We start from the raw sequence: 12,553 nt of genomic DNA on the forward strand, positions 1-12,553 counted from the left end.
TCATCCCTCTGCCCACAAGGAACAACGATGTCCCAAATTTCGCAGTTGCAGGCCATGGACGCGGGTACGCGTCGCCGTGAAGCACGGACCGTCATTGCCTCCAGCTATCTCGGCAGCACCATCGAGTACTACGACTTCCTGCTCTACGCCACGGCCGCCGCCGTGGTCTTTCCCAAGGTGTTCTTCTCCGGCGCGGACGAGTGGGTGGGCGTGGTGGCCGCCTACGGGACCTTCGCCGCCGGCTATGTCGCGCGGCCCCTCGGCGGCATCATTTTCGGCCACTTCGGCGACAGGCTCGGACGCAAGAACATGCTGATCGTCTCGATGCTGGTCATGGGCATCGCCTCCACCCTGATCGGGCTGGTGCCAGGCGCCGCGGTGGCCGGCGCCTGGGGTGCCGTGATGCTCGTGTTCCTCCGCGTGTGCCAGGGCATTGCCGTGGGCGGGGAGTGGGGCGGTGCCGCCCTCATGGCGCTGGAGCATTCGGAATCGGGCAAGCGCGGCTTCGCGGCCTCGTTCGTCAACGCCGGCGCCCCCACCGGTGCGGTGCTGGGCACCCTGGTCATGGGCGCCTTCGCGGCCCTGCCCAACGAGCAGTTCCTGGCCTGGGGCTGGCGCGTGCCGTTCCTGCTCTCCTTCGTCCTCCTGGGCATCGGCATGTTCGTCCGGCTCAAGGTCTCCGAAAGCCCCATCTTCAAGGCGGCACTGGAGCAAGAGAAGGCCGAACAAGAGAAAGCCGAGCGGGAGCAGGCCGATCAGGACCACGCCCAGCCGCAGCGGAGGGCGCAGGGCAGCGCGCCGGTGCGCCGCGAGATTCCCCTCCTGCAGGTCCTGCGCCGGCCCAAGACCCTGATCTTCACCATGCTGGCCGGCGCTGCCGGGTTTGCGCTCCAGGTGGTGCTGGCCACGTTCTCCGTGACCTATGCCGTGTCCAAGGGCGCGGACCGGCAGGGCGTGCTCTACGCCTTCGCGGCAGCTTCGTTCGTATCCATCGCCTTCGTCATCATGGGCGGCCGGCTCTCCGACAAGCTGGGACGGCGGCCCGTGATGATCGGCGGCCTGGTGCTCTTCATCCTTTACCTCACGCCGATGTTCCAGCTCCTGTCCTCCAACAACATCGGGCTGATCTTCGTGGCATTCGCAGTCGGCCTCATGATCCACTCCACCCTGTTCGGCCCGCTCGCGGCCTTCGTGTCCGAGCAGTTCGGCACCACCTCGCGCTACACCGGCGCCTCGCTGGGCTACCAGCTCGCCACGCTCCTCGGCGCGGGATTTACACCGGGCATTGTGGCGCAGATCTTCAAGGATTCCGGACAGGACACCTCCTCCGTGGTCTGGTATCTGGCCATCATGTCCGTCGTGTCAATCGTCTTCATCCTGCTGACGCGCGAGCCCAAGAACAACGATCTGCAGGCTGTCGGGTCCTGACCGGCCCGCAGGCGCTACCGTCTAACTAGAAAGGATTTGCCGTGGAGAATTTTGGCATCGGCTCGTGGCTGCAACGGCGCCGCCCGAAGTCGGGCACCAAGAGCGCCGTCATCGCAGGGGACAGGGAGCTCAGCTACGCCCAGCTCGCGGATCGTTCCACCCGGCTCGCCAACGCCCTCCGGGACCGCGGCGTGGCCAAGGGCGACAGGGTGGCCTACCTGGGCGAAAACGATCCCTCCTTCCTGGAGACCCTCTTCGCCGCCGGCCTGGCCGGGGCGGTCTTCGTCCCGCTGAACACCCGGCTCGCGCCGCCCGAGATCCAGTTCCAGCTCCGGGACAGCGGCGCGGTCCTGCTGGTGCACTCGGCGGCGCTCGCGGTGCTCGCGGAACGCGGCTCGGCGGACACCGCGGTGGGTTCGCGGATCGTCGTAGAGGACCCCGCGGTTCCCGACGGCGGCGGAGCCGTGGTCGGGGGAACGGCCGGCGGAACCGCCGTGGAGGCGTTTGAGGCCGTGATCGCCTCCGGTGCGGTGCTGCCGCCGGACGAGCCCGTGGGCCTGGACGACGCGGCCATGATCCTTTACACCTCCGGAACCACCGGAAACCCCAAAGGCGCGCTCCTGACGCACGGCAACATCACGTGGAACTGCGTCAACGTACTGGTCGATTTCGACTTTTCCTCCACCGACGTCGCCCTCATGATCTCCCCGATGTTCCACGTCGCCTCCCTCGACATGGGCGTCCTGCCCACCCTCCTGAAGGGCGGCACGGTGGTCCTGGAGGCCAAGTTCGATCCGCGCCGGACGCTGGAGCTCATCGAGCGGCACCGGGCAACGACCATCAGCGGGGTGCCCACCACGTACCAGATGCTGTGTGAACATCCCGACTGGGACGCCACGGACCTCAGTTCGTTGAACAAACTGACGTGCGGCGGGTCCGCCGTGCCGATGCGGGTCCTGGAAGCTTACGAGCGGCGCGGGCTGCGCTTCTCCAACGGCTACGGCATGACCGAGACGGCCCCGGGCGCCACCACACTGCCGGCGTCCCGGTCCAGGGACAAGGCCGGGTCCTCGGGCCTGCCGCATTTCTTCACCGATGTCCGGGTGGCCGATCCCCTGGACCCGGAGGCGGGCCCCGCCGCGCCCGGAACCGTAGGGGAGATCCAGATCAAGGGTCCCAACGTCATCCACCAGTACTGGAACCGGCCCGAGGCCTCGGCGGATTCCTACACCGCGGACGGCTGGTTCAAATCCGGTGACATGGGCTACAAGGACCCGGACGGTTTCGTGTTCATCTCGGACCGGCTCAAGGACATGATCATTTCCGGCGGGGAAAACATCTACCCGGCCGAGGTGGAGCAGGCGATCGCCGAGCTCGACGCCGTCGGCAGTGTCGCGGTGATCGGCGTGCCGGACGAGAAATGGGGCGAGGTGCCGCGCGCCGTGGTGCTGCTGCGGGAGGGGGCCCGGCTCACCGAAGAGCAGCTGCGCTCCCACCTGGAGGGCCGGCTGGCGCGGTACAAGATCCCCAAGTCCGTGGTCTTCGTGGACGAGATGCCCCGGACGGCCAGCGGCAAGATCCGGAAGGCAGACCTGAGGAAGTTGACGCCCGGGCACGTCTGACGGGAGCAGGGACGCCCCCGGCGCGAGTGGGCGAAGCACAAGGAAAGGCCGGGGACTGCGGTGACGCAGCCCCCGGCCTTTCCGTGTGTCGGGGAGGCGGGCGGCCGTTAATCGACCGTGAAGATCCTGATGACCACCCGCCCGGGCTGCCGTTCGCCCGTCCCGAGCATGAGGCGTGTATTCAGCCATTCCAGGGCCGGGGACGCGGTGGTGAGCCGCGGCCAGCAGCGGAAGTAGATCTTTGAAGGATCGACGGCGGCGCCGGAGTTCAGCAGTTCGATGTCCCCGGCGCTTCCGTGGCGCAGCGCTGAATTGTGCACGAAGATCCGGTGGCCGTCGTCGGTTTCCAGGACGCACCGGGCGTCCAGCTCCGTCAGCGTGGCGCTCCGGAGGAGCTGGTAGTCCGCGCCGCCCGGGAGGACCCGCCCGTTCAGGGCCGGCCCGCTGACCGTTCCGCCCGTGATCGGGATGACGCGCCGGTGGCCCTCCGGCGTTGGCCCGACGTCGATCGGCTCGCCGACGGTGACCGAGAGTTCCGCGAGGAAGGTCAGCCCCGGGGCTTCTGGGGCTTCAGGCGATGGCGCGCTCACAGGATTCCAGCCGTCAGCCGGCTGGGGTTGTTAGCACCGAACAGTACGCTCTGCGTGGCCACCACCGCGTCGGTGGAGTCATAGGCCAGCTTGCCGGTGTTGAGGTTGCGGTCCCAGCGCGGGTGGCAGCTGGACGTGACCTGGACGCGGAGCCGCTCGCCGGGGGCAAAGGTGTAGGCCGTCTGCCAGAGATTTACGGTGTATTCATACGGCCGGCCGGGTTCGATCAGCGACGGCGCGTGGCCCGGCTGGTACAGCCCTGTCCCGGCGTGGCTTTCCCGCCAGGAGGCGCGGACAATGCCGTCGGCAAAGCCCAGGGATGTGCCGTCCGGAGCGACCCGGCAGAGCCGCACCACGAAGTCCGTGTCCACGGCGGTGGAGGACGCAAAGAACGTGGCGCTGACCTCACCGAACACGGTGACCGGCTCCTCGAACGCCTCTGAGGTAAAGGTGAGGACGTCGGCGCGGGACTCCACGGCGTGCTGCATGGCTGGGCCCGCGGGAAAGACCCCGTGGATCATGGTGGCGCCGCCCGCGGTGGGGACCGGGTCCAGGGGGTCGTAGTCGTATTCGACGGAGCCGCCGGATCCCGGAGTGTCCTGCAGCGACCCGTCCGCGCCGAAGAACCAGGAGCGGTGGCTGCGGGGCGAAGGCAACTCATCAAAGCCGCGCCACTGGTTTTCGCCCATGAAGTAGAGCAGCACAGCCGGGACGTTGTGAAGCCGCTCGGGTTCGTCCTTGAGCACGGCGTCGAACCAGGCCGTCTGGAGCCCGGAAAGATCCCCCAGGCCGTTCATCATCCCCCCGGCCGCGCTCAGTCCGAAGCTCACCTCGGGGTAGCTGCCGGAGAAGTTCGTGTGGGCCCACGGGCCCACGATAAGCCGGGGCGCAGGTGCAGCCCCCGTTCGGCTGTGCTCGAGCTGCATCGCGTACTGGGAGAGGGTGCTGGGGCAGAAGATGTCGAACCAGCCGCCGATGTGCAGTGTGGGCAGTGACACCGGCTTGATGGATGCTTCGTCCCACAGGCGCGTGAAACTGTTGCCCGGCGATTCTCCGGCCGAAGGAAGGACATGGCGGTTCATGAATGTGCCAAGCTGTGCCGAGAGTTCCCGCAGCGGCAGGGTGTCGAAGGCGCTGCCGTCGGAAAATGAGCGGTCCAGATCCAGCCACGCCTGGAATTCCTTGCCCTGCAGTTCCGGGTCGCCCGCATATTCGCGGAGGAGTTCGTTGGCTGAGATAGAGGCGTGGCCCCAGCTGAACCGGCTGCCGAGCTCGTAGGCGCCGCCGCGGTACAGGGAGCCGTTGTTCGCGGTGGCCCCGGCGGAGATTCCGAGCGAGAGGGCGGCGAGGCCGTTTGGAGCCAGGGACGCTGCCCGCCACTGTGTCTCCGCGAAGTAGGACCGGCCCCACATCCCCACGGCACCGTTGGAATACGGCAGCAGTGCGGCCCACTCGACGGTTGCGGCGCCGTCGGACGCTTCATTGGCGGACGGGTCGAAGCCCCCGTCGGAGCCGAAGCGCCCGCGGCAGTCCTGCATGATGACCACGTAGCCCGCGGCCGCGACGGTTGCGGGGTTGAAGTAGGCGGAGTTGACGGAGAGGTCGCGTCCGTAGGGCGTCCTGGTCAGCAGCACCGGGCACGGTTCCCCGTCCGCCGGGCGGTACACCGTGGATCGCAGGATGGTCCCATCCGGCATCCGGGTTTCGACGTCTTGTTCAATTAGCACGGGTTTTAGCGCGGGGCGCGGTGTCACGGAAGGGTTCCTCACTGCTTTGGTCAGGGACTGTGGTGTGTTCGAGGGCTGTGGGTTGTTCGGGAAGTGCGGAGGGGAGCGGCCMGGTGCTGCCCGGCCGCCCCTCCGCACWGTCCGGGAACCAGGATCTAGGCGTTCGCGGATTCCCTGGTACTCAGCGCCTCGGTGGGGACGTTGTAGGTTTCCTTGACCCAGATGGCGGTCACGGCTGCCGAAGCAAGGCAGCAGGCCGCGGTGAAGGCGGCCACGGGAATCCACCCGGTGGGGCCGGGTTGGACAATGGCCGCGGCGATGGCCGGCGCGAAGCCAGTGACAACGAGGCCCAGCTGCGAGGCCGTGGCGGCACCGGAGTAGCGGATCTTCGTCGGGAACATTTCGGCCGTCATGGCCGGGCCCAGCGGGTTGACCATCCCGTAGCCGACGGTCATAAAGAGGATCCCGCTGGCGAAGATCAGCGGTATGGACGCGGTGCTGATGGACCAGAAGTAGGCGAAGGCGGCCACGGCGCAAATGATGTTGCCGGTGATGAAGACCGGCTTGCGGCCGATCCGGTCGGCCAGGATGCCGGCATAGGGCTGGGCGATGATGCCCAGGGCGGCCGTGGCGATGGTGACCCCGAGCATGACAGCGGACGGGATTCCGAATTCTCCGGTCGCGTAGGCCAGCCCGAAGGCCGCGAAGACCGACGACACCACGCTCCAGAGCCCAAAGAAGATGACTTTGACGATGGTGCGCCAGTGATCGCGGAGGACCACCTTGATGGGCAGTTCCTTCTCGGTTTCCGCTTCCTTCGCGGCTTCGAACACCTCGGATTCGGGCAACCGGAGGCGGATCCAGAGGCCGACGGCGACCACCAGGATGCTGGCGAGGAACGGCAGCCGCCATCCCCAGCTGAGCAGGTCCTCCTGCGGGAGCAGGGACACTGCCAGGAAAGCCAAAGAGGCGAGCATGATCCCGGCGACGGCGCCGGTGTTGACCCAGCTGCTGTAGAAGGCCCGCTTGTTGCTGGGGGCATGTTCCATGGTCATGGTGACGGCGCCGACGGATTCGCCGGCGGCGGAGGCACCCTGAAGTGCGCGCAGGACGACCAGGAGGACCGGGGCGGCCGCACCGATGGCGGATGCCGGCGGCAGGCAGCCGATGAGGAAGGTGGCCACGCCCATGACCACGAGCGTCAGGACCAGCATCTGACGGCGTCCGAGGCGGTCGCCATAGTGGCCGATGACGCTGGCCGCGAGAGGGCGGATGACGTAGCCGATGCCGATGGTGGCCATGGACAGGATAGTGCCGAGGGCGGGATCGATGCCGGGGAAAAAGATCTTGTTGAAGATCAGGGCGGACGCCGAACCGTAGATGAAGAAGTCGTAGTACTCCAGGGTGCTGCCGATGAAGCTGGCGGTGGCGGCGCGGCGGGCATGTTTGGTTCCCTCGGGGGAAACGGGGCGGGCCTGGTCCGCGGGCGGCGTCAACGGCGTCGGCGGAACGATGGGACCAGCGGTCATTGCGGATCTCCTAGGTGGGCAGGGATTTAGCGGGGAAAGGTGAGGCTGGGGGAAGATCTTGGGCTCGCATGCTGAGCAGGGCGGGCGGGGTCGGCTGTGGCCTCCGTCACTCTGGTTGCAATAGTATGCACTTGATTCAGCGTCCGTCAATGTAAGTGCAAAATAAAAATGGCGGCGAATGTGACTGGCATGATGGAGTCGTGATGAGCGAGCGGCCGGCCTCCCTACCCGGCATGGACCCGGACCTGGCCATCGACTTTCCGCGGCCTTTGAAGGGGCCGTCCACCCAGCACCAGCTGCTCACCCTGCTGGTTGACTACTGGTTCAAGAGCGAGGAATGGCTGCCGTCCCGGCTCATCGCTGCCCTGGCCGCGGGTCTGGGAATTACGGCCTCGGCGTCGGCGACGGCGCTGAGCCGCCTGGCGTCCCGGGGTGTGCTCGAACAATCCAGTGCCGGGCGTACGTCGCGCTACCGCATCACCCAGGGCGCGCGCAACCGGCTCCGTCACGGCCTCGAGCAGGTCTCCGTCTTCGGCGAACAGTCCCGCCAATGGGACGGCCACTGGACCGTCATCGCGTTTTCGATTCCGGAGACGTCGCGGGATGTCCGCGAGATGTTCCGCTCACGCCTGCGGTGGCGCGGATTCGCGCCGCTGTTCGGGGCGCTGTGGGTCTCTCCGCGCGACCACTCCGAGGAACTCGAAAAAACCTGCAAGGGCTATGGCGTGGACGACTACGTCATCTTCCGAACCGCTGAATCCAGCCTCCGCGGCAAACGGCTCGTGGAGGCCTGGTCACCGCAGGAGTTCAGGGAACAATACCGGCCCTTTACCGAAAAATTCACGCCCTGGGCTGAACGCCTCGACGCCGGAACGGTCAGCCCGGCGGAGGCCTTCAGGGTCAGGACTGAACTGATGGATGCGTGGCGGGCGTTCCCCTGGAGTGACCCGGATCTTCCCGCCGAGCTCCTGCCGGAGGCCTGGCCGCGGACAGAGGCCAGGGAACTCCTTGTCCGCCTCTACGACGGGCTCGCCGACGCTGCCACTGCCTACGTCGAGGAAATCGTGGCCCGGGAAGCCCCCGAGCTGGCGGGTACGGCGCGGGTGCTGTCGGTGACACCCGGGCTCTGACCCGGACTGGTGATCGGGCTGTGATCCGGTCCGGGCGGCGGCCCCCGAACTTAGTGGAACGTGCCTAGTGGATCGCCGCCAGCAGGATGCCGACGCCGACAAAGAGCCCTCCGAATGTCCGGTTCAGCACTTTCTGTCCGCCGGCGTCGCGGGTGAAGCGCTGGAAGGACCGGGCCGCCGCCGCGAAGAAGAACCACATGACGAGGACGTCGATCACGATCACGGTGGCGGCCAGGACCACGTACTGCGGCAGCAGCGGCTGCTCCGGCCGGATGAACTGGGGCATGAAGGCCAGGAAGAAGACCACGGCTTTGGGGTTGAGCAGGTTGACCCACAGGCCGCGGCGGAACATGGAGAGGCCCGGTTCGTTGCGCAGGGCGGCGGCCTTCTCCTGGTCCAGATCCGGCTTGTGCAGGAACTGCCGGATGCCCAGGTAGACCAGGTAGGCGGCGCCGGCGTAGCGGATCACGTTGAAGGCGACCGGTGAGCTCGCCACGAGCACCCCGACGCCGAGGGCCACGATCAGGATGTGCACCACGAGGGCGGCCTGCTGGCCCAGGATGCCCCAGAGGGAACGGCGGAATCCCGAGTTCAGGGAATTGCTCATCGTGTTGATGGCGCCCGCGCCGGGAGTGAAGCTGATCAGGACGCCGGCGCCGGCCAGGGCCAGCCAAAGGGAGGGTTGCACCCGCCAAGTTTACGGTCCAGGCCGCCGCCGGCCTGATTGATGACGGGAGTCAGTCTCGGCGGAGGCCGTAGCTGAGGATCATGTTGCCTTTGCTGGTCTGCTGGGACGACTGCAGCTCCAGCCGGGTGAGGGGATCGCCGTCGTTGAACAAACGCCGCCCGCTGCCCGCGATCACGGGATGGACGATCAGCATCAATGTGTCGAGCAGCCCGGCGAACAGCAGCTGGTGGACCAGAGAGATGCTGCTGAAAACCCCTATTTCGCCGCCGTCGCTGTCCTTCAGGCCCGCAACAAAGTCCTCCAGCGGGCCCTCGATCAGGCGCGAATTCTGCCACTCCAGCTCCCCGGTCAAGGTCCGGGACGCGACAAACTTCGGCAGCGGATTGATGAACCCGGCGAAGTCGGCGTCGCTCTCGGCGTTTGGCCAGTACTCCGCCCACTGCTGGTACCCGACGCGGCCCAGGAGCGCGGTGTCGATCCGGCCCATCATCTCGCCCATTCCGGCACCCAGCTCTTCGTCGAAGCTGTCGAATTGCCACAGGAACGGGTCTTCAACCACGCCGTCCACTGAGCAGAAAAGGCCGGCCGTCAACTTGCGCATGGGGTTCTCCTTGCCGTGGGTCTCTAGCGGGTCTCTAGTGCACCCTATCCGCTGATCCGGAAGCACGGAATGGCTGCCGAAATCTCGTCAGCGACCCGCCCCGGAGGCTGGCTGCGCCGCCAGCCCCGCGAGCCTTGGGCGTGCCCGGGGCGCGCCCAAGGCCCGCTGAGGGTTAGCCGTTGGAAGTGTACCCATCCGTGGCGGTGCCGCCCGGGCCGCCATGGCCTCCGCCGGGGCCGCCCTGGCCTTCCTGGGTTTCGGTCACGGTGAAGTTCGCATCCAGCAGGACGGTAGCGCGGGTGCCGTCCGCCTTAGTGATGTGGGCTTCGTAGGTTGCGCCGTCGGCGTCGGTCTCCATCCTTTCGATCGTCGCGTCCGGCTGGGCGGCCTTCACCGCAGCCTCGACCTTTGTGGCGGTGTCGCCGGTAAGGACCTCCTCCGTCTTGCCGTTGGCCTGGTGCGGGCCCCGCTGGCCGCCGGTGCCGTACCCATCGGTGGCCTGGGTGGAGGACGAGCTGCTGGTCGAATCGGCAGCCATCGCGGGGATGGCCGACGCGCCGATGGCGCCGCCGCCAATCACCGCAGCGAGCATGATGCCCGCGGTGGTCTTGTTGATCTTTGCCATTGTGAAACTCCTTCGCAGAGGCCCGGATGCCGGACCGGCCGAGTTTTCGGCCTGGAACCAGCCTTAGACGTGGAGTTATGGCTGCGCTTTCGGCATGCTGTGCCGGTCCTGTGACCGCCTACGGCCGCTCAAGCCCGGGCGATGACCTCGCCGTTGGGAATCAGGAACCAGCCGTCGTCGGTGGAGCCCCACCGGTGCCAGCCCGCGGAAATCCGGGCCAGGTCCGCCTCGCTGGCCAGGCCGTACTCGAGCGCCTGGTCGGCAAAGGACGAATGCAGCACCCGCTCGCCCCACACCCGGGCCTGCCAGCGCCGCTCATGCCCAGTGGCGTAGAGCCAGTTGCTGCTGGACGGCGCCACATCCGTGAAGCCGGCGGCCTGCGCCCAGGACACGAGCCGGCGGCCGGCGTCGGGCTCGGCGCCATTGCGGCGCGCGATCCGCTGGTAGAGCTCCATCCAGTCGTCGAGCTCGGGGATGGCCGGGTACCAGCTCATTCCGTGGAAGTCGGCGTCGCGCACCGCCACAATCCCGCCTGCCTTGGCCGCCCGGCGCATCTCCCGCAGCGCCGCGACCGGGTCCGTGAGGTGCTGGAGGACCTGATGGGCGTGGACGACGTCGAAGGATTCGTCCGGGAAGTCGAGGTCGTAGATGTTGCCGGCGGCAAAGCCGACGTTGTCCAGGCCCCGCTCGACGGCGAGGGCCGCGGCCTGGGCGATGATGTCGGGGGAGCGGTCCAGGCCCGTGACCATGCCCGGCGCCACCAGCTCCGCGAAGTCGCAGGTGATGCTGCCCGGGCCGCAGCCGACGTCGAGGACGGAGGTCCCGGGCATCAGATGCGGGAGCACGAACGCTGCCGAGTTCTCCGCCGTGCGGGAGGCATGGGCACGGACCACCGACTCGTGGTGGCCGTGCGTGTACACATCGTCAGGCTGCTGCGCACTCATAATGGAACGCTACCCTCCCGCGCCCGGAAAAGGGTGTACCCCCAACTGCCGCCATTCCCGACAAGTGCCGGAGTAGCGCAGCGATGAGGCGGCCCCCGCCCAGGCAGTGGGAGTGGATCTGGGAGGCCAAGGCAGGGCACGTACGTGGGGCTCGCCCAGGCGGCGCAAACGCTGCACCGCAGCTTTCCATTCCGACGAAAGGCTTGGGAGCTGCAATTCGTGCTGGCTCCTACGCCTTGATCTGCGCCCGCAGGTAGAAGCAGTGGTGTCTGACCGTTAATTTAGGCGGCCGGATCCATCTACCGCCGTCAAACGACCGCTGCTGTGGCGGCGGAGGTCTTCGCGGCGGTGGTGTAGCCGGTCTTGGTTCCGGTGACGGTGACGGTGAGGGTTTTGCCGACGTCGGCTGCAACAGGCTTGTAGGTTGTGGAGGTCGCGCCGGTGATGGCGACGCCGTTGGCTTTCCACTGATACGTCAGGGTCACCGGTGACGGTCCCCAGGTTCCCGGCGTCGCCGTCAGGATCAAGCCGACCTTAGCCGTGCCCGTGATGGTCGGTATCGGCGCTATTAGGGAGCCTTTCGCGACTGCTGCTGTGGCGGCGGAGGTCTTCGCGGCGGTGGTGTAGCCGGTCTTGGTTCCGGTGACGGTGACGGTGAGGGTTTTGCCGACGTCGGCTGCAACAGGCTTGTAGGTTGTGGAGGTCGCGCCGGTGATGGCGACGCCGTTGGCTTTCCACTGATACGTCAGGGTCACCGGTGATGGTCCCCAGGTTCCCGGCGTCGCCGTCAGGATCAAGCCGACCTTAGCCGTGCCCGTGATGGTCGGTATCGGCGCTATTAGGGAGCCTTTCGCGACTGCTGCTGTGGCGGCGGAGGTCTTGGTGATGCTGGGGTACCCGGCCTTGCTCCCGGTGACTTTCAGAGTGATGATCTTGCCGTAGTCGGCGGCAAGCAGGGTGTAGGCGTTCCCTGTCGCCCCCGTGATGGCGGTTCCGGAGCGGAACCACTGGAAACGCAGTACGTCCGGCGTGGGCGACCAGGTTCCAGTAACCGCGGTCAGGGTCCGGCCCACTTGGGCAGTCCCGGAGATGCCTGGTACCGGAGTTGTGGACCAAATCCAGCCCAGGTTGAGGGTGTAGGTCTTGCCCCAGCTTGCCTGGCTGTTTTCGCCGTAGATTTTGATGTAGGCGCGGCCAACGGGGAGGTTGATTTGTTGGCTGGCGAGCGAGGTTCCGTCAGCGTCGGTGCCGTCGAGGTCGAAGCCGTAGAGCTCGGTGCCGTTGGCGCTGTAGATSCTGAGCGTATAGAGGGAACCGGTGCCGAGGCCGGCGGGGAACCTGAAGTTCAGGCCGGCCCTGCCTGCCTTGGGCAGGTCGATCGCGTAGTAATCGGTGTCGTAGTAGTTTGCGCTAAGTGTTGAACCGGAAATGGTGGTTCCAAGGGGCACCACTGTTGCGGCTGCGGTGCTGCTGTTGGGTTCGAGTTCGCCGGTCCCCGCGGTCAGGGTGGTGTTGAGGGTGTAGGTCCTGCCCCAGCTTGCCTGGCTGTTTTCGCCGTAGATTTTGATGTAGGCGCGGCCTGCGGGCAGGAACGTGCCCTGGCTGGCGAGCGAGGTTCCGTCAGCGTCGGAGCCATCGAGGTCAAAGCTGTAGAGGTTGGTGCCGTTGG

Annotated in this window: 10 protein-coding genes and 1 pseudogene; 3 read left to right on the forward strand and 8 right to left on the reverse strand. The window is 67.0% G+C overall.

Annotation, left to right across the window (positions count from 1 at the left end):
* Positions 1 to 27: 27 nt before the first annotated feature.
* Both AC1DR1_RS15000 and AC1DR1_RS15005 read left to right on the forward strand, forming a co-directional pair.
* A complete protein-coding gene (locus tag AC1DR1_RS15000; protein ID WP_229993136.1) occupies positions 28 to 1,428 on the forward strand; it encodes an MFS transporter in 1,401 nt (466 codons plus the stop codon).
* 41 nt (positions 1,429 to 1,469) lie between these two features.
* The gene (locus AC1DR1_RS15005) at positions 1,470 to 3,050 is read left to right on the forward strand and encodes an acyl-CoA synthetase (RefSeq protein WP_476992820.1); all 1,581 of its coding nucleotides are present in this window, start codon (positions 1,470 to 1,472) and stop codon (positions 3,048 to 3,050) included.
* Positions 3,051 to 3,157: 107 nt separating this feature from the next.
* Here AC1DR1_RS15005 and AC1DR1_RS15010 read toward each other — a convergent pair whose 3' ends face one another.
* The 3 genes from AC1DR1_RS15010 to AC1DR1_RS15020 form a co-directional block, all read right to left on the reverse strand.
* The gene (locus AC1DR1_RS15010) at positions 3,158 to 3,640 is read right to left on the reverse strand and encodes a DUF3237 domain-containing protein (protein WP_476992821.1); all 483 of its coding nucleotides are present in this window, start codon (positions 3,638 to 3,640) and stop codon (positions 3,158 to 3,160) included.
* Positions 3,637 to 5,394 carry a CocE/NonD family hydrolase gene (locus AC1DR1_RS15015; RefSeq protein WP_476992822.1) on the reverse strand — a complete coding sequence of 586 codons (1,758 nt, stop codon included), beginning with the start codon at positions 5,392 to 5,394 and terminating at the stop codon, positions 3,637 to 3,639. The genes AC1DR1_RS15010 and AC1DR1_RS15015 overlap by 4 nt, the downstream gene beginning before the upstream one ends.
* 128 nt (positions 5,395 to 5,522) lie before the next feature.
* Entirely contained in the window at positions 5,523 to 6,896 is a 1,374-nt protein-coding gene (locus tag AC1DR1_RS15020; protein WP_476992823.1) for an MFS transporter, read from the reverse strand.
* Positions 6,897 to 7,099: 203 nt separating this feature from the next.
* Here AC1DR1_RS15020 and AC1DR1_RS15025 point away from each other — a divergent pair, with 203 nt between their 5' ends.
* Entirely contained in the window at positions 7,100 to 8,026 is a 927-nt protein-coding gene (locus AC1DR1_RS15025) for a PaaX family transcriptional regulator (RefSeq protein WP_476992824.1), read from the forward strand.
* 64 nt (positions 8,027 to 8,090) lie between these two features.
* Here the strand turns inward: AC1DR1_RS15025 and AC1DR1_RS15030 are convergent, their stop codons facing one another.
* The 5 genes and pseudogenes from AC1DR1_RS15030 to AC1DR1_RS15050 form a co-directional block, all read right to left on the reverse strand.
* Positions 8,091 to 8,714, reverse strand: a complete 624-nt coding sequence (locus tag AC1DR1_RS15030) for a LysE family transporter (protein WP_229994348.1) — start codon at positions 8,712 to 8,714, stop codon at positions 8,091 to 8,093.
* A 49-nt stretch (positions 8,715 to 8,763) separates the two neighbouring features.
* Positions 8,764 to 9,315, reverse strand: coding sequence for a dihydrofolate reductase family protein (locus AC1DR1_RS15035; protein ID WP_364748629.1), 552 nt, complete (start codon positions 9,313 to 9,315; stop codon positions 8,764 to 8,766).
* A gap of 172 nt (positions 9,316 to 9,487) precedes the next feature.
* Entirely contained in the window at positions 9,488 to 9,940 is a 453-nt protein-coding gene (locus AC1DR1_RS15040) for a hypothetical protein (RefSeq protein ID WP_229994346.1), read from the reverse strand.
* 128 nt (positions 9,941 to 10,068) lie between these two features.
* Entirely contained in the window at positions 10,069 to 10,884 is an 816-nt protein-coding gene (locus tag AC1DR1_RS15045; protein WP_364748624.1) for a methyltransferase domain-containing protein, read from the reverse strand.
* A gap of 308 nt (positions 10,885 to 11,192) precedes the next feature.
* Positions 11,193 to 12,553, reverse strand: a pseudogene (locus tag AC1DR1_RS15050) (hypothetical protein); the annotation flags it as partial.

The organism is Arthrobacter sp. P4_F10, from assembly GCF_056401435.1.

Excerpts from the sequence above, each read along its gene's own strand:
- AC1DR1_RS15000 (WP_229993136.1), top strand. The coding sequence starts at position 28 with ATGTCCCAAATTTCGCAGTTGCAGGCCATGGACGCGGGTACGCGTCGC.
- AC1DR1_RS15020 (WP_476992823.1), bottom strand. The coding sequence starts at position 6,896 with ATGACCGCTGGTCCCATCGTTCCGCCGACGCCGTTGACGCCGCCCGCG.
- AC1DR1_RS15025 (WP_476992824.1), top strand. The coding sequence starts at position 7,100 with ATGAGCGAGCGGCCGGCCTCCCTACCCGGCATGGACCCGGACCTGGCC.
- AC1DR1_RS15035 (WP_364748629.1), bottom strand. The coding sequence starts at position 9,315 with ATGCGCAAGTTGACGGCCGGCCTTTTCTGCTCAGTGGACGGCGTGGTT.
- AC1DR1_RS15040 (WP_229994346.1), bottom strand. The coding sequence starts at position 9,940 with ATGGCAAAGATCAACAAGACCACCGCGGGCATCATGCTCGCTGCGGTG.
- AC1DR1_RS15045 (WP_364748624.1), bottom strand. The coding sequence starts at position 10,884 with ATGAGTGCGCAGCAGCCTGACGATGTGTACACGCACGGCCACCACGAG.